This is a genomic window from Streptomyces sp. NPDC093544 (assembly GCF_040683495.1).
GTDB lineage: Bacteria > Actinomycetota > Actinomycetes > Streptomycetales > Streptomycetaceae > Streptomyces.
Genome location: NZ_JBFBEA010000024.1, coordinates 110,222 through 132,766, shown reverse-complemented (window position 1 = coordinate 132,766; position 22,545 = coordinate 110,222). Strand labels below are relative to the sequence as shown.

Genomic DNA, 22,545 nt, shown 5'->3' with positions numbered 1-22,545 from the left:
CCCGGGGTGCCGCCCCGCCGCCAAAAGACCTCCGCTCCCCGGGCGCGGGGGCGCCTTTCATCCGGGTTATCCCCTACCCCCCCAGGGCCCCACGGAGAGACTGTGCCGCCACGCGTCACGCCGCTGACCGATCCCGAGATCACATCGTCCAGCCGACGCCTGGCGTGGCTGGCTTCCGACGCCGACGGTGTCCCACTGGGCTCCGCCTTCCTCCGGCTGTTCGCGAAGGCGGGTCAGGAGCATCTCGCGGAGATCGAGATCGCCGTACATCCGGGTGAGCGACGGCAGGGGGTGGGCGGTCTCCTCCTGGACGCCGCCGTCGCCGCGGCGCGGAGCGAGGCGCGGCGGACGCTCGTCGCGCAGGCCGGGGACGGCTCCCCCGGCGACCTCTTCCTGGCGGCGCGCGGCTTCCGCCGGGTGCTGGCGCTGACGTACGCGCGACTGCCGCTCCCCGATCTGGATCTCGCCCGGATCACCGAGATCATCCAACAACCGCACCCCGGCTACGAGTTGACGCACTGGGACGGCACCGTGCCGCCCGGGCTGGCGCGGACCTTCGCCGACTCTCGGCGGGCCATGGACGACATGCCGATGGAGGAGACCGACTACGGGACGGTCGTGTGGGACGTGGAGCGGGTCCTGTCGGCCGCCGATGTCATCGCCAAGCGCGGGGAACTGCTCCACACGGTCGCCGCGGTGGACCGCTCGGACGGCTCGATCGCCGGGTTCTCCGAGCTGGTCGTACCGGGCGACGGCCGCGGTGACGGTCAGCACTACGGCACCGGCGTACTGCCCGAGCACCGCGGGCACGGTCTCGGGCTGTGGATGAAGGCGGAGTCGATCCGTCACGCCCGCCTGCTCCACCCCGAACTGAGCGGCCTGCTCACCGACACCGCCGACAGCAACGCGCCCATGCTCCGCATCAACGACGCGCTCGGCTATCTGCCCACGCACAAGGCGGTGGAGTACCAGCTCGAGCTGTGATCGACGCCCGGCAGCAGCCGCGCAGCGGGGTGCGGCCGCCGCTGCGGTAGGCCCGGCCGAGACGGTGGTCCTACGCGGACCCGGCCAGCTTGTACACGTACGGCGTCGTCGTGGTCAGCGGCTGGAAGCCCAGGCGGGCGAGGACGGGGCGGCTTTGGCTGGAGGCGTCGACCTGGACGTAGCGGTAGCCGCGGTCGGCGGCCACGCGGGCACGGTGGGCGACGAGGGCGCGGTAGATACCGCGTCCGCGCCAGGCCTCGACGGTGCCGCCGCCCCACAGTCCGGCGAACCGCGCCCCCGGCAGGAGCTCCATGCGGGCCGCGCTGACCGGGACGTCACCGGCGAGGGCCACCACGGCGACGACCGTGTCCTCGTCGCCGGTCAGCTGGGCGAGCAGCTGGTGACGCAGCCGCGTGCCGTCCGTACCGAACGCCTGCTCGTGTACGTCGGCCACGAGGTCGACGCCTGCACGGTCGGTGACGGGAAGCAGCCGTACGCCCTCGGGCGGCTCGGCGTCGAGCACGAGATCACCCAGTTCGGCGATCATGAGCGTCTCCTCGGGCTCGGCGGTGAACCCGGCGTCCCGCAACCGGTGCCCGAGGTCCTCCGGCTGGTCATGCCCGTAGAGCTTCCACTCGAACTCAAGACCGAGTTCGGTGAAGTACCGGATCTGCTCGGCGATCGCCGCGTCCGCGCTTGCCTCGTCGAGATCCGACCAGGTCACACCGCTCCAGCCCTGCCCGGTGCTCACCTGCCGCACCACCTTGCCGACGTGCTCGATCCGGGCACCTGGGGCGTCCGGCCGCGCCCCCTCTCGCATATCCCGGTCGAACAGGGCAAGTACCGCAACGTGATCCATGGGATCACTCCAGCATCCTGAAGCGGCCAGGGCAATGGCATAACGTTCTTGAGCGCAACGCCAACGGACTTTGTCTCCTTGCGCGCACACGGAGCGTTACTTCTCCACAGGCGGGCGTAGCGGCCATGTGCCGGTCGCGGAGGAACGCCGGAGACGCAGGTGAAAAGGCATGGGCGGCACGCGTACGTCTGTCGCCACGTGACCAGGCGACGCGCCCCCACGCCGCGGCCCGGCCTGGCCTGGGGCTGGTTCTTCAGGGCCGGCCTTAGCTCGTCCGGGGCCTGGTGCCACTCGGACTCTCAGCGCAGGGGTAACTCGTGGCCGTCGGGGTGGGTGGCGACGTACAGCGGGCCGATGCCCGGCTCATCCTCGGTCCAGCAGCCCTCGTGGCCCGTGCTCTCCAACTCTTTGGCCCGCCGTTGCAGGGCCTCCCTTCGCTCCTCAGATTGTTGACACATATGTCAACGGCCAATTTTACCTAAGGTTAGGCTAACCTAACTTTTACTGCTCCGGACTCGACGGAACGGATTGCTTTCGTATGCCTGGAATGCCTCAACTGCCCTGCGGAGCAAGGCACCTGTGACGTCGGAGCCCACTTCCGCGACCACCTTCTCGAACACCAACGGAGACCCAAGGCCATGGCGCCGAACCCGCTCTTCCCGTCCTGTGGCATCGCTCGTCCGGCCGCGTCGGCCACGTTCGCATTCGCGTTCGCGCTCGTAGGCACCCCTGCTCCGGAAGCAGCCGTCTCTGTGCTCGACGACATCCGGAAGGCCATGGTCAAGTGAGCGCCGGACCGGAACTCGCCGGGCGGCTAGCCCTCGTGACCGGGGCGGGCCGGGGAATCGGCGAGGCGGTGGTAGCGGCGCTCGTCGAGCACGGCGCCCGCGTCCTTGCCACCGACCTGGCCCCCGAGGGCTTGGCCGCACTCACCGACAAGTACGGCGAGCAGGTCACGGCCCGCCCGCTCGACGTCACAGACGCCGCCGCGGTCGAGACCCTGGTCGCGGAGGCCGAGCGCACGCTCGGGCCGCTGGACATCGCTGTCAACGTCGCTGGAATCCTGCGGAGTTCGGAGGTCGTGGACCTGACGGACGAGGACTGGGCGGCCACTTTCGCCGTCAACACGACCGGCGTGTTCCACGTCTCGCGGTCCGTCGCCCGCCGGATGGCCGGGCGCGGCCGGGGCAGCGTCGTCACCGTCGCCTCGAACGCGGCCGGGATCCCCCGCGCGGGCATGGCCGCCTACGCCGCCTCGAAGGCCGCGGCCGTGATGTTCACCAAGTGCCTTGGCCTGGAGGTGGCTTCACGAGGCGTCCGATGTAACACCGTCTCCCCCGGCTCGACCCTCACCGACATGCAGCGCGCGCTGTGGGCCGACTCCACCGACCCGGCGGAAGCGGCCAGGCGCGTCATCGAAGGTGACCTCGCGTCGCACCGCACGGGCATCCCGCTCGGCCGGATCGCCGACCCGGCGGACATCGCCGACGCCGTCGTCTTCCTCGCCTCCGACCGCGCCCGTCACATCACCATGCACGACCTGTACGTCGACGGCGGCGCCACCCTCCGGGCCTGAACCGGCCCTTGCCCACCGACCCCGGTCGTGCCACTTCTCCCCCACTGGAGACACCCATGTCTGCCTCTCTGCACGAAGCCGTCAGCCCCACGCTGGTGTCCCCCGGCGCGGCAACCGCCCTGCTCGACGCCTACCGCCCCGGCCGTGACCGGTTCCTCGCCTCTCCCCGGCACACCCTCCTCGGCCGGGGCACCGCCGCCGAAATACCCCACGACACAAGGCCGTTGGCGGGGCGTGTACGGGAGGTCCTCGACGCCCGCCGCCGCGCGGGCGACCCTGCTCCGATCGTCGTGGGCTCGCTGCCCTTCGCCCCGGACGCCCCGCCCTCGCTGGCCGTCCCGGAGTCCGTACGGTGGGCGCCCCCGCTGCGCGAGGACCCACTGATCGCGCTGCCAGTGCCCGACACCGACGAGAGAACCGACTGGCAGGTGACGGAAGTTCCGGCCGCCGCAGGGTATGGAGAGTCGGTCGCCGCCGCCGTGGAGCGGATGCGGGCCGGGGAGTTCGACAAGGTCGTCCTCGCCCGCACCCTGGAGCTGACCTCCCCGCGCGAGCCGGATCTGCCGGCCATGCTGCGCCGGTTGGCGCGCCGTGACCCGGCCGGATACACCTTCGCCGTTCCCAGCGGGCCCGGCCGCACGCTCGTCGGGGCCAGTCCCGAACTCCTCGTCGCCCGCCGGGGCGGACGCCTGACCGCCAACCCGCTGGCCGGGTCCGCGCAGCGCAGCACCGATCTCGCCGAGGACGTCCGTCGCGCGGCCGCGCTGCTGGAGTCCCCGAAGGACCTGCACGAACACGCCGTGGTGGTGGCCGCCGTACGCGAGGCGCTGGCGCCGTTCTGCACCCGGCTCGACGTGCCCGACCGGCCCACCCTGGTGCGTACGGCGGCCATGTGGCACCTGTCGACCACCATCACCGGCGAGCTCGCCGACCCGGCAGTCTCCGCCCTCGATCTGGCGTCCGCGCTGCACCCCACTCCGGCGGTGTGCGGAATGCCGACCGAGCTGGCCCGCGCGGTCATCGCCGAGTTGGAGCCCTTCGACCGCGGTCCCTACACCGGCATGGTCGGCTGGCAGAACGCGGACGGTGACGGCGAGTGGGTCGTGACGATCCGCTGCGCCGAGGCCGAGGGGCGCTCGCTGCGGCTGTTCGCGGGGGCGGGTGTGGTGGCCGCCTCGTCGCCGGAGGCCGAGACGGCTGAGACAGGTGCCAAATTCCGTACGTTCCTCAGTGCCGTGGGGGCCGCGCTGTGACCGCCGCCCGGCCCGACCTCGCGGGAAGCGCCACCACCCCCGGTGTCGACGCGCCCACCTGGCCCGCCGAGTTCGCCGAGCGCTATCGCGAGGCGGGCTACTGGCGCGGAGAGACGTTCGGCGGCATGCTGCGCGAGCGCGCCTCCGCCCATCCCGACCGGATCGCCCTCGTCGATCCGGCGCCCGAGCGGCGCACCTGGACGTACCGCGAACTGGACGAGCGCGCCGACCGATTGGCCGCCGGGTTCGCGGCGCGCGGGATATCCAAGGGCGACCGGGTCGTCCTGCATCTTCCGAACGTCGGCGAGTTCTTCGAGGTCGTCTTCGCGCTGTTCCGGATCGGCGCGCTGCCTGTGTACGCGCTGCCCGCGCACCGCGAGTCGGAGATCGGCTACTTCTGCGCCTTCACCGAGGCCGTCGCCTATGTGATCCCCGACCGGCACGCGGGCTTCGACCACCGCGCCCTCGCGTCAAGGGTCAAGGAACGCACGCCGAGCCTGCGGCACGTCTTCGTCGTCGGCGACCCGGGCGAGCACACCGCCCTCGCCGAAGTGCCGTGCGATCCGTCCTTGCCTCCTTCCGGTCCCGAGCCGCACGAGCTGGCGTTCCTTCAGCTCTCCGGCGGTACGACGGGCGTGCCGAAGCTCATCCCGCGCACCCACGACGACTATCTGTACTCGCTGCGGGGCTCCAACGAGATCTGCGGCGTCGACACCGACACCCGCTTCCTGGTCGTACTGCCGGCCGCGCACAACTTCCCGATGAGCTCGCCCGGTTGGCTGGGTGTGCTGTACGCCGGGGGCACGGCCGTGCTGTGCCCCGCGCCCGATCCGGCGACCGCGTTCCCCCTCGTCGAGCGGGAGCGGATCACCATGACGGGTCTGGTTCCGCCGCTCGCGCTGGTGTGGACGGAGGCCGGTCCTGGGTCTCAACACGGCTTGTCGAGCCTGGAGTTGGTGCTCGTCGGCGGCGCCAAGTACAGCGAGGAGGCGGCGCGCCGTCTGGAACCCGCGCTGGGCTGCCGGCTGATGCAGGTCTTCGGGATGGCCGAGGGGCTCGTCAACTACACCCGGCTGGACGACGACCAGGAGACGGTCGTCAGCACACAGGGTCTGCCGATCTCCCCGGACGACGAGATCCGGATCGTCGACGACGCCGGACTCGATGTCGCCGAGGGGGTGTTCGGGCACCTGCTGACGCGTGGTCCGTACACCATCCGCGGTTACTGGCGGGCGCCCGAGCACAACGTGACGGCCTTCACCGAGGACGGCTTCTACCGCACCGGCGACATCGTGCGCCGCAGGGCGAGTGGCCATCTCGTCGTCGAGGGCCGGGCCAAGGACCAGATCAACCGGGGCGGCGAGAAGGTCGCGCCGGAGGAGGTCGAGAACATCATCCTCGCTCACCCGTCCGTGCACGACGTGTCCGTCGTCGCGTTGGCCGACGAGTACCTCGGCGAGCGCTCCCTCGCCTACGTGATCCTGCGCGAGGGCGCCGATCCACTGAAACCCGTCGCCATCAAGCGATTCGTCCGCGAACGCGGCGTCGCCGCCTACAAGGTCCCCGATCTCGTCGAGTTCGTCGACGCCTTCCCGCAGACCGGGATCGGCAAGGTCAGCAAGAAGCAGCTGCGATCCACCGCCGTCGCCGAGCCGCACTGAAAGGCCCAGATTTCCCATGGCACTCCCGGCCATAGCCCCCTATCCCCTGCCGACCGAGGACGAGCTGCCCGCGAACCGCGTCGCCTGGACCGTGGACCCCGCACGCGCCGTGCTGCTCGTCCATGACCTCCAGAACCACTTCCTCGGCGCGTTCCCGGCCGGTGAACCGCCCCTCACCGGAATGCTCGACAACACCTCCCGGCTGCTCGACCACGCCCGCAGCCGCGCCATACCGGTCGTGTACTCGACGCAGCGGGGCGGGCAGACCGCCCGGCAGCGCGGTCTCCAGCTCGACTTCTGGGGCCCCGGTGTCGCCAACGACCCGCATGCGCTCAGCGTGCCGGACGTGGTCGCGCCGCAGCCCGGCGACCGGATGCTCACCAAGTGGAAGTACAGCGCGTTCGTGCGCACCCGGCTGGAGGAACTGCTCCGCGACGAGGACCGCGACCAGTTGATCGTGGTCGGTGTGTACGCACACATCGGCGTGCTGATGAGTGCCTGCGACGCGTGGATGCGGGACATCCAGGCGTTCGTCGTCGCCGACGCCGAGTACCGCTCCTCGGACGCCTTCGCGGCCGACCGCGCGCACTGGGCCCAGGCGTTCGCCGACCGCCCTGAGGCGCCCCGACTCGCAGGCCGCGGCGCACTGCCCTCGCGCACGTTCCGCCGCCGTACGACCTACCTGCCGCCGGGCACCACGGAACGCCTGCGCGAGCTCGCCGCCCGCTCCCGCGCGACCTGGCCGGACGTCCTGATCGCCGCGCAGGCCCTGTACACCTCCCGCGCCACCGCCCAGTCGGACGTCGTACTCGGCCTGCCGATGATGGGCCGCATGGGCTCGGCCGCGCTGCGCGTGCCGGGCATGGTGATGAACGTGCTGCCGCTGCGGCTCACCGTCTCCCCCGACGCGACCTTCGCCGAACTGGTCCGGCAGGTGGTCCTGGGCATCCGGGAGGTGCGCCGCCACCAGCGCTACCGCTACGAGGACATCCGCCGCGACCTGGGGATGCTCGGCGAGATGCGGGGCCTGGTCGGCCCGCTCGTCAACATCATGCCCTTCGACTACGGCGTCGACTTCGCCAGAGCGCCGACCCGGGCGCGGAACCTGTCGGCCGGCCCGGTCGACGACCTGACGGTCAACATCTACGACCGCACCGACGGCCACGGCCTGCGCATCGACCACGACGGCAACCCGGCCCTGTACGAGGACTCCGAACTCGCCGCGCACCAGGAGCGGTTCCTGCATCTCCTGGACCGACTCGCCAACGCCGACGCGCAACTGCCGCTCGCCGCCCACGGCATCGCGACTCCGGCCGAACACGCCCTGGTCATGGGCGAGTTCAACCACACGGGCCGCAAGTTGCCGCCGACCACCCTCGTCGGCCCCATCGAGTCGCGCGCCGCGCGTACTCCGGACGCGACGGCGCTGGTGTACGGGGACACCTCGCTGACCTACGGGGACCTCAACGCCCGCGCCAACCGGCTGGCCCGGCACCTGCAGACCCTCGGCGCCCGGCCGGGTGCTGTGGTGGCGGTCTCGGTGCCGCGCTCGGTGGAGCTGATCGTCTCCCTGCTCGCCGTACTGAAAGCGGGCGCCGCGTATCTGCCGCTCGACCCGGACTACCCGGAGCAGCGGCTCACGTACATGCTTCAGGACGCGGCGCCGGTGTGCGCCGTCACCGACCGCTCGGGACGCCTCCCGGAGGACACCGGTACCCCGCTCGTCGTCCTGGACGGGCTGGACGTGTCCACGCACTCGTGGGTGAACCCGCCTCGGGCACTCACTCCGTCCGACCCCGCGTACGTCATCTACACCTCCGGTTCCACGGGCCGTCCGAAAGGCGTCGTCGTCTCCCACGCGGCGATCGACAACCGGCTGCGCTGGATGCAGTACGCGTACCAACTGACGCCCGGGGACCGGGTGTTGCAGAAGACCCCGTCGTCGTTCGACGTGTCCGTGTGGGAGTTCTTCTGGCCGCTGCGCCAGGGCGCGGCGCTCGTCGTCGCCGAGCCCGGCGGTCACAAGGACCCCGTCTACCTGGCCCGGCTGATCCGTGAACAGGCCGTCACCACCTGCCACTTCGTGCCGTCGATGCTCCAGGTGTTCCTGGCGGAGGCGGACACGGCCGGGTGCGAGGGCCTGCGCCGGGTCTTCTGCAGCGGCGAGGCCCTGCCACGCGAGACCGCGAACGCCTTCGGACGTACGCTGCCGGGCGCCCGATTGCACAACCTGTACGGCCCGACGGAGGCCGCCGTCGACGTCACCTACCACGCCTGCGCCCCGGAGGGATCGGGCCCGGTGCCGATCGGACGGCCGGTGTGGAACACCCGCCTGTACGTGCTCGACGCCGCGTTGCAGCCCTGTCCGCCGGGAATGCCAGGCGAACTGTACTTGGCGGGCGTGCAGTTGGCCGACGGCTATCTGAACCGTGCGCAGCTGACGGCGTCCCGGTTCGTGGCCGACCCGTTCGGCCCGTCCGGCAGCCGCATGTACCGCACGGGCGACCTGGCGCGCTGGACGCAGGCGGGCGAGGTCGAGTACCTCGGCCGCACCGACCACCAGGTGAAGCTGCGCGGACAGCGCATCGAACTCGGCGAGATCGAGGCCGCGTTGGCGGCCCAGGACGGCGTGGACGGATCTTGTGCGCTGGTCCTCGACGACCGGCTCGTCGGGTACGTGACCGGCGTCGCCGATCCCGCGACCGTACGCGCGGCGCTGGCGCGCGAGCTGCCGGAGCACATGGTCCCGACGGCGATCGTCGCCCTCGACGCCTTCCCGCTGAGTCCCAACGGCAAGCTGGACCGCCGCGAACTCCCCGCCCCGGTCTTCGCCGGCGGCGAGGGTGCCAGGCGCTCTTCAGGTCCACGCGAGGAGGCGCTGACGCGGCTGTTCGCGGAGGTGCTCGGGGTCGAACAGGCCGGTCCCGACGACGCGTTCTTCGACCTCGGCGGCACCTCGCTGCTCGCGATGCGGCTGGTGGCGCGCGTACGGGAGGAACTCGGCGCCGCGCTGACGATCGGCTCGCTGTTCGAGGCGCCGACCCCGGCCGCGCTCGCCGCCCGGCTCGAAGGGGCGGGACCGGCTTCCGGGGACGCGCTGGACGTCGTACTGCCGCTGCGCGCCGAGGGTGACCGGCGTCCGCTGTTCGCGTTCCATCCGGCGGGCGGTATCTCCTGGTGCTACGCGGGCCTGTCCGCCCGACTCGGTCCGGGGCAGCCCGTGTACGGCATCCAGGCGCGCGGCCTGGTCCGTGACGAGCCGCTGCCGAGCACGCTCCAGGACGAGGCGGCCGACTACGTCGAGCGGATCCGCGAGGTCCAGGCGCACGGTCCGTACCGTCTCCTCGGCTGGTCCGTCGGCGGGATCCTCGCGCACACCGTTGCCGTGCTGCTCCAAGAGGCCGGGGAGGAGGTCGAACTCCTCGCGCTGCTCGACGCGTTCCCGGCCGAGCAGTGGCGCGAGCGGCCCGCGCCCGAGGAGGGCGACGCGCTGACCGCCGTACTGCGCATGGCGGGCTTCGATCGCACGGACGAGCGCACCAAGGACGACGTACTCGCCACGCTGCGCCGAGCGGGCAGCCCGCTCGCCGGGCTCAGCGATCACACCCTGTCGAAGATCGTCGACATCGTGCCCAACCACGCCCGCATGATGCGCGAGCACCAACACCGTTTGTACGAGGGCGACTTGCTGTTCTTCACGGCCGCGGCGCCACGTGCTGAGGACTGGCTCACCCGGGACGCCTGGGGCGCGCATGTGACCGGTGCCGTCGTCAACCACGACCTGGACTGCACGCACCCGCAGTTGATGCGGGACAGGCACCTCGACGACATCGCCGCGCATTTGGCGGCCCGCTTGAAGGAGCTCGACGCATGACCCTCCAGTCCGGACCGTTCGATCCGGGGGCCGAGGTCCAGGACACGCATCTCGTACTGGATAACTCCCGGGGGCAGTTGTCGCTGTGGCCGGCCTGGCGTGCCGTGCCCGCGGGCTGGACCGCTCTGTTCGGCCCGGCCCCGCACGAGGCATGCGCGGGCCGGGTGGAGGCGGGGCGGGGATGAGCACCTCAACGCAGCCAGGCGCAGGGCACCCAGGTTCAGGCTCCGGACAGCAACCCCACCAGCCCGTCGGACAGTTCGGTGCGCCAGCACAGGTAGTCGTGGCCGCCGTTGAACTCGCGGTAGGAGGCATCGTCGTAGCCTGCGGCGGCGAGGGTGTCCCGCAGGCGGCGGGCGGCGGGGAGGGCGACCCACTCCTGTTCGCCGAAGGAGAGGCGGAAGCGCACCGGAAGGCGGGGGGTCTCGGCGATGCGCCCGGTCAGCCACTCCGGCTCCGGGCCTACGGGCCACCAGAACGAGCCCGACTGGGCGAGGACGTTGCCGAAGCGGTGCGGGGCCGTGAGGCCGGCAAAGGCGGCGGTGAGTCCGCCGAGGCTCTGGCCGGCGATCACCGTGCGCGCGGGGTCGTCCGTGACCGGCAGTCGCCCGGCCGCCCACGGGAGCAGCTCGTCCGCGAGAAAGGCGACGAACTCCGGACGGCACGTCAGTTCCGCCCAACGGGTGTCCGCGTCCACGGACTCGGGCAGGACGGCGACGAGGGGCGGGATACGGCCGTCCGCGATGAGGTTGTCGAGGAGGTACGAGAGACCGAGTCCCGGCTGCCAGTGCTCACCGTCGAGCAGGACCAGGACGGGCAGGTCCTCCAACCCACGCTCCGGCATCGGGGGTTCATACAGCCAGACCCGGCGCCGGCCTCCCAGGTGCGCGCTCTCCACCTTGTGCTCGGTGGTCGTGCCGCGGGCGACGTCCGGCCTCGGCGTCCAGTCCAGCGCGCTCGGGGCGCCCGGGAGTTCGGCGTACGGAACGGGGTCACCGCCCCAACGTCGAGGAAGCGTGCGGGTGTTAAGGGGGTCGGCACGCCGCTGGATGCGCAGCCATCGCCAGTAGTCGGGGGTGCCCGGCTCCGGCCCCTCGCCCTCGTCGACGTAGAACTCGTAAGTACCGCGCCAGTTGTCGCGCAGACGGAGCGTCCAGTGCCAGATGTCGGTGCCGGGGACCCGCTCCATCAGGTTGCCCTCGGGGACGCGCGGGTCGCCGAGCTTGTTGGGCAGGACCTGGACGGCGCGGGTGGCGGGGGTTCCGCGCCACAGGAAGGTGACGGCCACGTGGTCGGCGCCGCCTCGGGGATCGGGCGAGACGAGCGGGGTGCCAAGTCGGCGGATCCCGGACCAGAACTCCTCGACACCTTGCGGCGTGGGCAGCGGGCAGCCCGGTTCCGGGAGTCGCGGCAGCGCGTCGGGCCGCGGCAGTCGGGGCGGGTGGTGCGGGGTGCCCTCGGGCGGCACGCGCTCGAACATACGGCTGGACTCCGGGTGAAAGGGGAACTGAGCTGGCCACCCTTAGGTTAGCCTAACTTAATGTGACTATTCATCACATTCCATGCTGTCCTCGCCGACACCAGAGAGGGGGTCGCCACCAAGGCCGTCGCCACCGGCGCGGGCGCCACCCCGGACGCGCGACAGACGACCGTACCGACGGAGCACGTACCGGGAAGCAGGCGTCCCTGGGAAACCGCCGAGAGGGGCAACCGTCCCGTGCTAGCATCACCCGACCAGATTGACAGGATTCCTGTCGATGAGCGGGACGGCTCGACGAACGGAACCGTATGTCTCTCCTCGCCCGGCCGGCCGTGGCCGCCTTCGCCGCCAAGTCGATCCAGCGCCTCGTCCTGGCGGCGAGCCGGCGCACCGAAGGCCGTGGCTCGGACGCTTCCTTTCACGGGCGCTTCCCGGAATTCCCGCGCACCGCAAGCGAGTTGATGATCCCCACCTCGATCCCTCCGGCCCGGGTCGTGGTGTACATACCCGCGACCGCGTCCGCGAGCACACCGCCCCCGGTGCACGTCAACTTCCACGGCGGCGGCTATGTCATCCCGCTGACGGAGATCGACGATCCGCTGTGCCGGTATCTGGCGGCGGAGGCGGGCGTGGTCGTGATCAACGTGGACTACGCCGTCGCCCCGCAGCACCGGTTTCCCGCCCCGCCCCGGCAGGCGTACGAGGTCGTCCGGTGGATCGCCTCGCACGGTGCCGAGCACGGCTGGGACGGCGGACGGCTCACCGTGGGCGGGCAGAGCGCCGGCGGCGGTCTCGCCGCGGCCGTCGCGCGCCAGGCTCTGGAGGAAGGCGGCCCTTCGATCGCGCTCCAGGTGCTGCACTACCCACCGCTGGACCTCGTGACCAGCGTCGGCGACAAGCGTGCCGCCATCGCCAAGCCGATGCTGCGCCCCTGGATGGGGGAGATCTTCAACAGCGCGTACATCCCGGACCCGCGCGAGCGCGCCGACCGGCTGGCATCGCCGGCCCATCCGTCGGACACCGCGGACCTCAAGGGCATCGCCCCGGCCCTGGTGATCACGGCGGAGTTCGACGTCCTCAAGGCGGAGGGCGAGCACTACGCCGGACGCCTGCGGAAGGCGGATGCGCTGGTCGAGTACCACGACGTGGCCGAGGCCGACCACGGGTACGACGGCAAGGATGACCAAAGGGCCCGGGAGGTCTACGCCCTGATCGCGCGGCAGGTACGGCGGGCGGTCAATGCCGGTGCGCCTGACGCCGGTTGAGCGGCTTGGTCGACGCGGGCCCAGCGGATGCGCGGTGCACGGGCCCGTCAACACTGAGCCACGCGATGCTCGTCGAATATTCCGCCAACACCGAACCGCGCGCGGCCCGTTGAGCCTGCCAGCCGGCACCAACGCACCCGACACCCGTTGACCGTTCCGCCAACGCCGCAGCTCCCGGCCCTGTTTGACGCCGAGGGGAGCCACGGCCAGCTCGGACGGATGGCAGCGGCGACCGCTTCGCACAGCGGCCGCCCCTGCAACCGGGGGGCTCCAAGGAACACCACCCCCGCCCGGCCAACCGAGTTCAGCCGCCGCTCAGTTGCGGGTCCACTGCTGGTTCGCTCCCCCGTTGCACGACCACAGATCGATCATCGTGCCGTTCGCCGTGCCGTTGCCGATCGCGTCGAGGCACAGCCCCGAGACGTTGTTGGTGATGGTGCCGTTGGAGTTGAGGGTCCACTTCTGGTTGGTGCCGCCGTTGCAGTCCCAGATGATGGCTCTGGTGCCGTTGGCCGTGCCGCTGTTGTAGGCGTCGAGGCACTTGTTGCCGTACACGACGAGTTCGCTGCGCGAGGTGTACGTGAAGGTCTGGTTCTGGCCTCCGCCGCAGTCCCAGAGTTCGGCCTGGGTGTTGTTGCCGATGGAGCTTTTGAAGAGGTCGAGGCAGCGCCCGGAGCCGGTGCCGACGATCGCCGTGCCGTTGGTGCCCGGGATGGCGCGGACGGCGACGGCGTCGATGTCGGGTGCGGTACCCGATGTCCCGAAGGCCAGCGTGTTCGACCCCTTCGCCAGGTGGGCCAGCACGGAAACCGTGCGGTACGTGGTCGACGACCCGGTGGGCGGCAGGGTGAGCGTCTGGGTGTACTGGTCGTTGACCCGGAAGGTCGCCTTACGTGCTGTGGAACCGGAGTTGGCGTAGCTGACGTCGATCAGCTTCGTGCCCGCGCCGGCCGCGGTGACCCCGGTGAACATCGGCGTCGTTGCCGAGGTGGTGTCCTCGTACGTCGTCCCGGAGCCCTCGGTGCCGGAGACGGTGAGCAGGACGGCCTCCCCGGCGGGCACGGCGGCGGTGTAACTCGTCGCGTACGAGCCGATGTTGGACGCCGACCACACGTTGCGCACCGCGGCCGACGCCGTGGTCAGTCCCAAGTCCTGCCAGCGGGCGGTGATGTCGGCCGCCGCGGACGTACGGTTCAGCAGCAGGACCGCGCGCTTCCCGGTGCCGGAGAGGATCTTGCTGTAGACCTGCTGACCCGTGCTGTCCTCGGCGACTTCGACGCCCTGCAGACCGCGCGCGTCCTGGTCGATTGCTATGACCTCGGAGTTGGTGAGGATCGAGGCGGTCGACGCGCTCATGGTGGCGAGGTTGTTGCCCGCGAGCAGTGGCGCTCCGGCGATCGCCCACAGACCCATGTGGGTGCGGTTCTGCGCGGCGCTCAGACCGGACATGCCGATCGTCATCATGTCCGGGTCGTTGTAGTAGCCGGTGTGCTGGGCGGCGGGGTGCAGGGACTTGTCGAAGTTGGCCAGGATGTTGGACATCGTCGGGTTGTTCCCCCAGAAGACGATGTCGGTACTGGTGCGCCACAGGTCACCGGTGCCGGCGGCCCAGTTCCAAGGGTTGCCCGTGCCCCACTCGCAGAGCGACAGCACGAGCGGGCGTCCGGTGACGGCGGTCGCGGCGGCGTTCGCGTCGCGGATCGCCTTGTACGTCGTCTCCTGGTCGAGGCCCTCGGCGGAGCCGCCACACCAGTCGATCTTGACGAAGTCGAAGCCCCAGTTCTGGAAGGACTGCAGATCCTGCTGGTTGTGGCCCTCCATTCCGGTGTTGGGCGCGGCGGGCTGCGTGGTCGGGTAGTAGTAGCCGCAGCCGTTCAGTCCGGCATCGGTGTAGATCCCGGCCTTGAGCCCCTTGCTGTGGATGTAGTCGGCGATGGCCTTCATCCCGCCGGGCCACTGGGCCGTGTCGACGCTGATGTTGCCGCCGCTGTCGCGCGCGCCCTGCCACCAGCCCTCGTCGATGTTGACGTATTTGTAGCCCGCGGCCGCCATGCCGGACGACACGAGGGCGTCGGCCTGAGCCTTGATGGAGTTGTAGTCGATGGTGCTGGCGAAGCTGTTCCACGACGCCCAGCCCATCGGGGCGGGGGTGACCCCGATCTGGTTGGTGCTGACGGTGGTCGGCTCTGCCGTGAACGGTGCCGCCGAGCGGCCCAGACCGGCCAGCCCGGCAGCTGCGAGACACAGGACGGCACACTGGACGACCGCGCGTCTCAGTAGGCGCTTGAGCAACGGCGTGTTCGAAATAGTGGACATACGGCTCCCCTTTGAGCGGTCTGTTCGCAGAGTCGAACAAAAGTCAACGCGACTCGCCATATGGCAGCGCCTTGTCCGTGGCGCGTCAACCCCCTTGGCCGCAACGGCCGTTCACGTCCTTCCGACACGTCCGTCCAACACGCTCGTCCAACACGCTCGGCGAAACGGACCGAGTGCGGTCGAAACGCTCTCAGGCAGGCGCGATACCTTCGCCCTGACACGGCCACACCCGGCCGGGAAAGTTCTCAGACGTCTGGAGAGAAGCCCATGCACGACGGGGCAATGGTCGAGGTGGCCGCCGGAGTCCATCTGGTCCACGGCAGCAACACGAACTGGGTGATCCTGACCGAGGGCGACGCCGTCACCCTCGTCGACACGGGCTATCCCAGCGACCGCCAGGCGGTCCTGGCCTCACTGGACGCGCTCGGCCACTCCCCCAAGGCAGTCACGGGCGTACTCATCACGCACGCGCACAACGACCACCTGGGCTCGGCCGAGTACCTCAGCAGCACCTTCGGCATCCCCATCCACCTGCACGAGGCCGAACTGCCGCACGCACGCCGGGAGTTCCTGCACCAGGTCAGCATCGGCCAGGTGATGCGCCAGGCCTGGCGTCCCGGCGTCCTGCCGTGGGCGCTGCACGCCATCAAGTCGGGCGGCAAGGCGGACGTCCACATGACCAGGCCCGAGCCGTTCCCCAAAGAGGGCGCGCTCGATCTGCCCGGCCGGCCGGTTCCGGTGCACACGCCCGGCCACACGGCGGGCCATTGTGTCTTCCACCTACCGGATGCCGGAATCCTGATCTCCGGCGACGCCCTGGTCAGCGGACACCCCACGTCACGGGTCCGGGGTCCGCAGCTCCTGCCGGCCATGTTCGACGCGGAGCGCGCGAAGGCCCGCGCCTCGCTGGCGCACATCGAGGCCCTCGCCGCGGACGTGCTGCTCCCCGGGCACGGTCCCGTCCACCACGGACCGGTGCGCGAGGCCGCGCGGCGCGCGCGGGAACTGGCTAGCTGACGCGGTCCGGGCGGTCGGACCGGACCGCCGCCAGATACGCCCGCAGCGCGTCCCGGTTGCGGCCCAGGCAGTCGATGCGGCTCTGGATGCGGTCGATCTCGTCGCTCAGCAGCGCGGCGGTCTCCGGAGTCAGGCACTCGGGGTGGAGATGGATCTCGCCGGGGCCGGACAGAAACGGCAGGATGGCGCGGATGATCTCGGTGGTGAGCCCGGAGTCGAGCAGCCCGCGGATCTGCTGGACGCACTGGACAGCCGCATCGCCGTACTCGCGATAGCCGTTCACTCCCCTCGCCGGGTGGAGCAGGTCCTGCTCCTCGTAGTACCGCAGCATCCGGGTGGGGACACCGGTCCGGCGCGACAGTTCACCGATCTTCATGACTCCCCCTGGACAGCCACCCTTGCCCTCACACTGATGTGAAGGTTTCAGCATGGTCCCATGACCGTCGCCCCGCCCGCCGGCAGCACGACCACGCCTGCCGCCGCGCTCCCGCTGTCAGGGCTCCTGGCCCTGTGCACGGCCGCCTTCACCGCCGTCATGACCGAACTGCTGCCCGCGGGTCTGCTGCCGCGGATGGCATCGGACCTGAGCGTCTCGGAGGGGCGCGTCGGGTTCCTGGTGACCGGTTACGCGCTCGCCTCCTTCCTCGCCGCCGTACCGCTCACCGCCGCGTTGCGCGGTCTGCCGCGCCGCCCGGTACTGATCGGTGCGCTCGTGGGCTTCGCCTGCTGCAACGCGGTCACCGCGCTGTCGTCCGCGTACGCGCTCACCTTCGTGGCCCGGCTCGCCGCCGGAGTCATGGGTGGCCTGATGTGGGCGATGCTCGTCGGGTACGCGGCCCGCATGGTCCCCGCCGAGCGGCGCGGCCGCGCCATCGCGATCGTCCTCGCGGGGATCACGCTCGCCCTGTCGCTGGGCGTCCCCGCGGGCACCGCACTGGCCGACGCACTCGGCTGGCGCACGGTCTTCGCGCTGCTGACGGTCATCGCCGTGCTGCTCGTGGTCTGGGTGCGCTGGAGGGTTCCGGGCTTCCCCGGTGAGGCGGCGGGTGCACGCGTGCCCTTGCACCGGGTCGCCGCCCTGCCGGGGATCGCGACCGTTCTGTCCGTCACCTTGCTGCTGCTCCTGGGACACCAGGTGATGTACACGTACGTCGCCCCGTTCGCGGAGCATGTGGGGTTCGGCCACACAGGTCTGGTCCTGCTGGTGTTTGGGGTGGCCACGGTCGTCGGGATCTGGATCACCGGCGTACTGGTCGACACGCACCTGCGACCGATGTTGCTGGCTGCCCTCGCCACGATCGCGTGCGCCCTGCTCGCCCTGGGGCTGTACGCGAGCAGCCCCGCCGTACTCCTCGCCTCGGTCGCCCTGTGGGGCGCCGCGTTCGGCGGAGCGCCGACCCTGATCCAGACCGCGCTGGTCGACGCCTCGGGACCCGTCAACGCCGATGTGGCCACCTCACTGCAGACCACTGTCTACAACGCTGGCATCGCCGCCGGTTCGCTCACCGGCGGGCTCGTCCTGGAGGGTGCGGGCGCCGAAGCCCTGCCCTGGACAGCACTGCCCCTGATCGCGGCCGCGCTGGCCGTCGTGGCGGTGGGGCACCGGCGGGCCTTCCCCGCGCGGCGCCCCACAGAGAGCCGTCCGAAGACGGCCGTCACCTCCAACGCCACACGCGCCTAGCCGAGTTCGAGGGTGGTGACTCCGTACACGCGCTCACCCGCGAACGGCCTGACCGGACCCGTGTACATCCGGGCGGTGTCGAACGAAGGGGTGAGGCCGAACTCCTCGGCCAGTGCGACTGCGGCCACGTTCGTCCCGGGGATGTCGATGGCGACCTCCCGTCCGGCCGCCTCGCCGGCCAGCGCGAGGAGCAACTCCCGCGCGTCCTCGGCGGTGTCGGCGAACAGCGGTCCGATGCGCAGGGCGTCGCGGCCCGGCCGGATCACGCCGTACCCGGTGAGCCGTCCCTCCGTCCGGCGGACATAAGTACGGTGACCCGCGCCGCTCAGCCACGACTTCACGAAACGCGGCCGGTCGGCCGGGTAGCAGGCGCTGTCGTACGCCGTGATGGCCGCGAGGTCCGCCGCCTCGGCGGGCCGCACTCCCGTCGGCTCCTCTCCCACAGGGACGGTTCCACCGAAACGGGAGGTGCGGTAGGCGAGTTCGAAGCCGGACTGACGGTAGTTGTCCTGCTGCGCGACCACTCCGTCGAGACCGACGGTCCGGTCACCGGCGTGCGCGAGGGCCGTCTTCCAGGTGGCGATGCCGTGGCCGCTACCGCGCAGGTCGGGGCGTACGAGGTAGAAGCCCAGGAAGGCGTAGTCGGCGCCGTAGTTGACGACCGAGATGGCCGAGACCGGTTCACCGTCGAGCCGACCGAGGAAGAACCCGTCGGGGTCCTGCGCGAAGAAACTCACGCTGTCGGCGAGGCCAGGATTCCAGCCCTCGTCCGCCGCCCACCCGCGGACCACCTTCCAGTCGTCGGGCGAGGCCTGCGTGACGACAAAGCCTTCGGGTCCCGGAGAGGTCATGTGGGGGCTCCCATTCATGCGGGGTGCGTCTGCGCATTGCGAGTGCGCCTGTGCGGTGGTCGGCCGCACGCGTGGCATCCTTCCCGATCTCCGCGACGATCACCGCGCGCTACAGGCGATTCGGCCAGAGCCATACACACTCCCTGGTCCGAGACTTAGGGTTGCCGCTCATGAGCGTCGATCGCGTGACACTGCGGCCGGTGGCCGAGGACGACCTGCCGATCATGGAGCGCTTCCTGGCGGACCGGGAGACGGCGGAGCCCTTTCAGTGGTTCGGTTGGTGGGACCCCCATCGCTGGCGACGTCAGTGGGCGGAGCACGGGCTGCTGACAGACGACGCGGGGCAGTTGATGGTGGTGTGTGACGACGAACGGCTGGGGTTCGTCTCCTGGCGGAAGATCTCCTTCGGCCGGCCCTCGTACTACTGGAACATGGGCATCGGTCTGCTGCCGGAGGCACGCGGCAGGGGTGTGGGAACCGAGGCCCAGCGGCAGTTGGTCGGCTATCTCTTCGCGCACACCGTCGTAGCGCGCATCGAGGCGGACACCGAGGTGGGCAACATCGCTGAGCAACGCGCCCTGGAAAAGGCCGGGTTCACGCGTGAGGGGGTGCTCCGCAGTGTCGTGTTCCGTGACGGCGGCTGGCGTGACCTGGTGCGCTACAGCATCCTCCGCGAAGATCTCCACCCGTCCCAGTGACGACGCGGAAGCCCCACTCGTCCCGGTGACGCGAAGGAGGCGTTACCCGTCCCAGTAACGCGAAGGAGGCCCCACCCGCCATGGGCGGACGGGGCCTTCCCCGATGGGCCTTCCGGCCTCGGTGGGCGATGGGTGGTGGGTGGTGGTGGGTGAGATCAGCGGGCCGCGACCGGCCGGGATCGCCGGTACAGGGCGGCCCCGCCCAGGATCAGGGCGGCGCTCGCGGCGATGGCGGGCAGCGTCCGGTCCGCGCCGGTGTCGGCGAGGGAGGCCACGTATTGCGGCGGGGCCTGGTGACGGGGAGTGCCAGGAGGCGTGTGCGCCTTGGTGGGCGGGGCGGGCGGCTTCGGGGCGGGCTTGACCGGGCGGTCGGGCCGGCCGGAGACATTCGTGGACTCGTTGCCGATGGCCGCGTTGCCGATACCGACGACGCTCACGGAGTTGCCCGTGACGTTGACGGGGAGATCGATGGGAAGCTGCACGCCGTTGCCGGAGAGCACACCTGGCGAATCCTTTCCGCTGCTCTGTGCGACGGCACCGCCCTGCGTCCCTCCGGGCGCCCCGGCACCGCCGCCGCCCCGTGTTCCTCCGGGCGCCCCGGGCCCGCCGCCGCTCTCGTTGGCGCAGCTGTTGCCCGCCGCCGGGTTGAGGAGCCCGACGACGTTCACGGTGTTCCCGCACACGTTCACTGGAACGTGCACCGGGAGCTGGATGGTGTTGCCGGAGATCAGACCGGGCGAGAGCGCCGCGGTGCCGTCCGCCGCGGAGTCGGCGTGCGCCGGCATGGTCACGGCCATCGCGCCCGAGGCGGCGACTGCGACGATCAATCCATTTCGGGTAACCCGTTTCATAGGGTCCCTGCCTTCCAGACATGGTCGCGGGCGGTCGCCCGCATGCCATAAAACGCGGGAGAACCATCCGAGTTATGGCTTATCGGTCTTTCACCCCATCGAGCGTCACGTTTATCGAACTGGCGAGGGGGCTCCCGGAACCGGCATCGACGCTCCTGAAAGGTCGTGGGTCGGCATCCCGCGGGCGCGCAGATTAAGGCACCGCGGCCCGTTCCGCTCGCCCAGAGGCGACCGCCGGGACCCGCGCTTATCGTGAGCGAGGGGGCAGCCGGGCATACCTGGAGGCATGCATGCTGTCCGTGCACCAACGCTGTGCGTTCGCCGGAGCCACGACCGTGACGCTGGCCCTGCTGGCGGCCGGACTGCCCTCGGTGGCGACGGCCGCCGACGCTCCCGACCTGTCCCGTTTCTACGGCCAGAAGATCAAGTGGTCCGCGTGCAAGGGCTACGAGATGCCCAAGGACATGCAGTGCGGGAAGGTGACCGTCCCGCTGGACTACGCGAACCCCGGTGACGGAACACTGGACCTGGCGTTGGCCCGCTATCGCGCGACGGGAAAGTCACGGGGTTCGGTGCTGCTGAACTTCGGTGGACCCGGTGGTGCGGGGATACCCCAACTCGCCGTCGGCGGCGAGGACTTCATGGGCCTGACGAACGGCTACGACGTGGTCACCTTCGACCCCAGAGGCGTCGGCCAGTCCTCACCGGTCAGCTGCGGCGAGGGTGCCGACGAGGGCGACGGCACGACGGACGACAGCGCCGACAGCAGCGATCCGCAGGACGCCCTCAAAGCGATGCGCAGAGCCGCGGACGAATGCGCCAAGCACTCGGGGCCCGTACTGCGCCACATCGGCACGGTCAACGCCTCCCGGGACATGGACGTGATGCGTCAGGCGCTCGGCGACAAGAAGCTCAACTACCTCGGTTTCTCCTACGGAACGCGTCTGGGCGCGGTGTACGCGGCCCAGTTCCCCAAAAAGACGGGCCGGTTGGTCCTCGACGGCGTGGACACGCTCACCGAACCGCTGGCCGAGCAGGGACTGGTGGGCGCGGAGGGGCAGCAGACCGCGCTGGACGACTTCCTCACCTGGTGCACGAAGGACCTGACCTGTCCGTTCGGGCAGGATCCGCGCAGCGCCCGAAAAGAGGTCGTCCAACTCATCGGCTCACTGGACGCGGACCCGGTCCCGGCCGACTTCGGCCAGGAGTTCTCCGGCCAGGACCTCGTGGGCGCCATCAGCCAGGCGCTGTACAGCCGCCAGATGTGGCCCACCCTGGAGCAGGCCCTCAACTCCCTGCTCCAGGACGGCGACACCCGTTGGCTCATGCAGCTGTCGGGTGGCGCGGCCTTCCCCGGCACCGCCGTGGGAGCCCAGCCGGACGGCGGCACGGCCGCGGCAGCCCAACCGGACGACGACACGTCCACGGCAGCCAAGACGGACAGCGGATCGGCCGCGCCAGCCCGGAAGGACGACGAACTGACCGTGACGGCCAGCCCGGACGGCGGCCTTGTCGACCCGGTGGACGTCCCCATCGACAACCTCCCGGCCGCCCTGATGGCGATCAACTGCGCGGACGACCCCGACCGGCCCTCCGCCGACCAGGTCACCAAGGAGATCGACAAACTGCGCACCGAGTACGCGCAGGTGTCCCCGGTCTTCGGCGAGTACCGGCTCACCCAGGTGCTGATGTGCTACGGCCGCCCCAAGGGCACCGACTACATACGCGACGAGGTCCGCGACGTAGGCACCCCCAAGATGCTCCTCGTCGGCACCCGCGGCGACCCCGCGACTCCGTACCGCTGGACCCTGGAGACCGCCGGGCGGCTCGGCTCGTCGGCCGTCGTGCTGGACAACAAGGGCGACGGTCACACCGGGTACGCGTCCTCCAAGTGCGTGCACCAGAAGGTCGACGACTTCCTGCTGTACGGCTCCCTGCCGGACAACGGCAGTTCGTGCGGGCCGCCTGACTCCGACGACTGAACCCCGGGCCCATGCGGGCCGCCGGACTCCGGAGACTGAAGCCCGGGGCTCGTGCGAGAACCGAACGCAAGGAAATGCAACAGCCGTGTAACACGGACAGATCGGCTACAACCCCTCGATCTTCCCGGCCGTCACACTGGGCAGGCGTCGCCTCGACCGGGCACGCCGCAGCACCCGTATACATGCCCGGCACAGCT

Annotated in this window: 18 protein-coding genes and 1 pseudogene; 12 read left to right on the top strand and 7 right to left on the bottom strand. The window is 70.7% G+C overall.

Translation table 11 applies throughout. The features are described from left to right. The first annotated feature begins 102 nt into the window (after window positions 1-102). Window positions 103-984, top strand: a complete 882-nt coding sequence (locus AB0N66_RS32100; protein ID WP_365441620.1) for a GNAT family N-acetyltransferase — start codon at window positions 103-105, stop codon at window positions 982-984. Window positions 985-1,054: 70 nt separating this feature from the next. Here AB0N66_RS32100 and AB0N66_RS32095 read toward each other — a convergent pair whose 3' ends face one another. Both AB0N66_RS32095 and AB0N66_RS32090 read right to left on the bottom strand, forming a co-directional pair. Next, entirely contained in the window at window positions 1,055-1,843 is a 789-nt protein-coding gene (locus AB0N66_RS32095; protein ID WP_365441618.1) for a GNAT family N-acetyltransferase, read from the bottom strand. A gap of 203 nt (window positions 1,844-2,046) precedes the next feature. Continuing rightward, window positions 2,047-2,274, bottom strand: a pseudogene (locus AB0N66_RS32090) (catechol 2,3-dioxygenase); the annotation flags it as partial. A 207-nt stretch (window positions 2,275-2,481) separates the two neighbouring features. Between AB0N66_RS32090 and AB0N66_RS32085 the strand changes: the two are divergent. The 6 genes from AB0N66_RS32085 to AB0N66_RS32060 are packed head-to-tail and all read left to right on the top strand — an operon-like array spanning window position 2,482 to window position 10,392. Next, window positions 2,482-2,631: a hypothetical protein gene (locus AB0N66_RS32085; protein ID WP_365441616.1), complete on the top strand. Its 150-nt coding sequence runs from the start codon at window positions 2,482-2,484 to the stop codon at window positions 2,629-2,631. Next, window positions 2,628-3,419, top strand: a complete 792-nt coding sequence (locus AB0N66_RS32080) for a 2,3-dihydro-2,3-dihydroxybenzoate dehydrogenase (protein WP_365441614.1) — start codon at window positions 2,628-2,630, stop codon at window positions 3,417-3,419. The genes AB0N66_RS32085 and AB0N66_RS32080 overlap by 4 nt, the downstream gene beginning before the upstream one ends. Before the next feature lie 56 nt (window positions 3,420-3,475). After that, window positions 3,476-4,672, top strand: coding sequence for an isochorismate synthase (locus AB0N66_RS32075; RefSeq protein WP_365441612.1), 1,197 nt, complete (start codon window positions 3,476-3,478; stop codon window positions 4,670-4,672). Further along, on the top strand, window positions 4,669-6,333 hold the full coding sequence (locus AB0N66_RS32070; RefSeq protein WP_365441610.1) for a (2,3-dihydroxybenzoyl)adenylate synthase: 1,665 nt from the start codon (window positions 4,669-4,671) through the stop codon (window positions 6,331-6,333). The genes AB0N66_RS32075 and AB0N66_RS32070 overlap by 4 nt, the downstream gene beginning before the upstream one ends. Window positions 6,334-6,349: 16 nt before the next feature. Then, complete coding sequence (locus tag AB0N66_RS32065) at window positions 6,350-10,207, top strand: amino acid adenylation domain-containing protein (RefSeq protein ID WP_365441608.1); 3,858 nt, start codon at window positions 6,350-6,352, stop codon at window positions 10,205-10,207. Next, window positions 10,204-10,392: an MbtH family NRPS accessory protein gene (locus AB0N66_RS32060; RefSeq protein WP_365441606.1), complete on the top strand. Its 189-nt coding sequence runs from the start codon at window positions 10,204-10,206 to the stop codon at window positions 10,390-10,392. The genes AB0N66_RS32065 and AB0N66_RS32060 overlap by 4 nt, the downstream gene beginning before the upstream one ends. Before the next feature lie 35 nt (window positions 10,393-10,427). On the opposite strand, the gene fes is transcribed toward AB0N66_RS32060, so the two are convergent. Continuing rightward, on the bottom strand, window positions 10,428-11,687 hold the full coding sequence (gene fes / locus AB0N66_RS32055) for an enterochelin esterase (protein WP_365441604.1): 1,260 nt from the start codon (window positions 11,685-11,687) through the stop codon (window positions 10,428-10,430). Window positions 11,688-11,995: 308 nt separating this feature from the next. Here fes and AB0N66_RS32050 point away from each other — a divergent pair, with 308 nt between their 5' ends. Then, window positions 11,996-12,952, top strand: a complete 957-nt coding sequence (locus AB0N66_RS32050; RefSeq protein ID WP_365441602.1) for an alpha/beta hydrolase — start codon at window positions 11,996-11,998, stop codon at window positions 12,950-12,952. A 315-nt stretch (window positions 12,953-13,267) separates the two neighbouring features. Here AB0N66_RS32050 and AB0N66_RS32045 read toward each other — a convergent pair whose 3' ends face one another. After that, window positions 13,268-15,268, bottom strand: coding sequence for an RICIN domain-containing protein (locus tag AB0N66_RS32045; RefSeq protein WP_365441600.1), 2,001 nt, complete (start codon window positions 15,266-15,268; stop codon window positions 13,268-13,270). A 267-nt stretch (window positions 15,269-15,535) separates the two neighbouring features. Between AB0N66_RS32045 and AB0N66_RS32040 the strand changes: the two genes are divergently transcribed. Next, window positions 15,536-16,285 carry an MBL fold metallo-hydrolase gene (locus tag AB0N66_RS32040; RefSeq protein ID WP_365441598.1) on the top strand — a complete coding sequence of 250 codons (750 nt, stop codon included), beginning with the start codon at window positions 15,536-15,538 and terminating at the stop codon, window positions 16,283-16,285. On the opposite strand, the gene AB0N66_RS32035 is transcribed toward AB0N66_RS32040, so the two are convergent. Continuing rightward, window positions 16,278-16,661: a MerR family transcriptional regulator gene (locus AB0N66_RS32035; RefSeq protein WP_365441596.1), complete on the bottom strand. Its 384-nt coding sequence runs from the start codon at window positions 16,659-16,661 to the stop codon at window positions 16,278-16,280. The two genes, AB0N66_RS32040 and AB0N66_RS32035, sit on opposite strands and share 8 nt — an antisense overlap. Before the next feature lie 60 nt (window positions 16,662-16,721). Here AB0N66_RS32035 and AB0N66_RS32030 point away from each other — a divergent pair, with 60 nt between their 5' ends. After that, window positions 16,722-17,966 carry an MFS transporter gene (locus AB0N66_RS32030; protein ID WP_365441594.1) on the top strand — a complete coding sequence of 415 codons (1,245 nt, stop codon included), beginning with the start codon at window positions 16,722-16,724 and terminating at the stop codon, window positions 17,964-17,966. Here the strand turns inward: AB0N66_RS32030 and AB0N66_RS32025 are convergent. Beyond that, entirely contained in the window at window positions 17,963-18,817 is an 855-nt protein-coding gene (locus AB0N66_RS32025) for a GNAT family N-acetyltransferase (protein ID WP_365441592.1), read from the bottom strand. The two genes, AB0N66_RS32030 and AB0N66_RS32025, sit on opposite strands and share 4 nt — an antisense overlap. A gap of 170 nt (window positions 18,818-18,987) precedes the next feature. Here AB0N66_RS32025 and AB0N66_RS32020 point away from each other — a divergent pair, with 170 nt between their 5' ends. Next, window positions 18,988-19,515: a GNAT family protein gene (locus AB0N66_RS32020; RefSeq protein ID WP_365441590.1), complete on the top strand. Its 528-nt coding sequence runs from the start codon at window positions 18,988-18,990 to the stop codon at window positions 19,513-19,515. 155 nt (window positions 19,516-19,670) lie between these two features. Here AB0N66_RS32020 and AB0N66_RS32015 read toward each other — a convergent pair whose 3' ends face one another. After that, on the bottom strand, window positions 19,671-20,366 hold the full coding sequence (locus AB0N66_RS32015) for a chaplin (protein WP_365441588.1): 696 nt from the start codon (window positions 20,364-20,366) through the stop codon (window positions 19,671-19,673). A gap of 290 nt (window positions 20,367-20,656) precedes the next feature. Here AB0N66_RS32015 and AB0N66_RS32010 point away from each other — a divergent pair, with 290 nt between their 5' ends. Next, window positions 20,657-22,348 carry an alpha/beta hydrolase gene (locus AB0N66_RS32010; protein WP_365441586.1) on the top strand — a complete coding sequence of 564 codons (1,692 nt, stop codon included), beginning with the start codon at window positions 20,657-20,659 and terminating at the stop codon, window positions 22,346-22,348. Window positions 22,349-22,545 lie beyond the last annotated feature (197 nt).

What these genes read in the sequence shown, in the direction of transcription:
- AB0N66_RS32010 (WP_365441586.1), top strand. Translation starts at nt 20,657, where the DNA reads ATGCTGTCCGTGCACCAACGCTGTGCGTTCGCCGGAGCCACGACCGTG.
- AB0N66_RS32075 (WP_365441612.1), top strand. Translation starts at nt 3,476, where the DNA reads ATGTCTGCCTCTCTGCACGAAGCCGTCAGCCCCACGCTGGTGTCCCCC.
- AB0N66_RS32045 (WP_365441600.1), bottom strand. Translation starts at nt 15,268, where the DNA reads ATGTCCACTATTTCGAACACGCCGTTGCTCAAGCGCCTACTGAGACGC.
- AB0N66_RS32020 (WP_365441590.1), top strand. Translation starts at nt 18,988, where the DNA reads ATGAGCGTCGATCGCGTGACACTGCGGCCGGTGGCCGAGGACGACCTG.
- AB0N66_RS32050 (WP_365441602.1), top strand. Translation starts at nt 11,996, where the DNA reads ATGTCTCTCCTCGCCCGGCCGGCCGTGGCCGCCTTCGCCGCCAAGTCG.
- AB0N66_RS32085 (WP_365441616.1), top strand. Translation starts at nt 2,482, where the DNA reads ATGGCGCCGAACCCGCTCTTCCCGTCCTGTGGCATCGCTCGTCCGGCC.
- AB0N66_RS32065 (WP_365441608.1), top strand. Translation starts at nt 6,350, where the DNA reads ATGGCACTCCCGGCCATAGCCCCCTATCCCCTGCCGACCGAGGACGAG.
- fes (WP_365441604.1), bottom strand. Translation starts at nt 11,687, where the DNA reads ATGTTCGAGCGCGTGCCGCCCGAGGGCACCCCGCACCACCCGCCCCGA.
- AB0N66_RS32035 (WP_365441596.1), bottom strand. Translation starts at nt 16,661, where the DNA reads ATGAAGATCGGTGAACTGTCGCGCCGGACCGGTGTCCCCACCCGGATG.
- AB0N66_RS32025 (WP_365441592.1), bottom strand. Translation starts at nt 18,817, where the DNA reads ATGACCTCTCCGGGACCCGAAGGCTTTGTCGTCACGCAGGCCTCGCCC.
- AB0N66_RS32015 (WP_365441588.1), bottom strand. Translation starts at nt 20,366, where the DNA reads ATGAAACGGGTTACCCGAAATGGATTGATCGTCGCAGTCGCCGCCTCG.
- AB0N66_RS32095 (WP_365441618.1), bottom strand. Translation starts at nt 1,843, where the DNA reads ATGGATCACGTTGCGGTACTTGCCCTGTTCGACCGGGATATGCGAGAG.
- AB0N66_RS32040 (WP_365441598.1), top strand. Translation starts at nt 15,536, where the DNA reads ATGCACGACGGGGCAATGGTCGAGGTGGCCGCCGGAGTCCATCTGGTC.
- AB0N66_RS32030 (WP_365441594.1), top strand. Translation starts at nt 16,722, where the DNA reads ATGACCGTCGCCCCGCCCGCCGGCAGCACGACCACGCCTGCCGCCGCG.
- AB0N66_RS32060 (WP_365441606.1), top strand. Translation starts at nt 10,204, where the DNA reads ATGACCCTCCAGTCCGGACCGTTCGATCCGGGGGCCGAGGTCCAGGAC.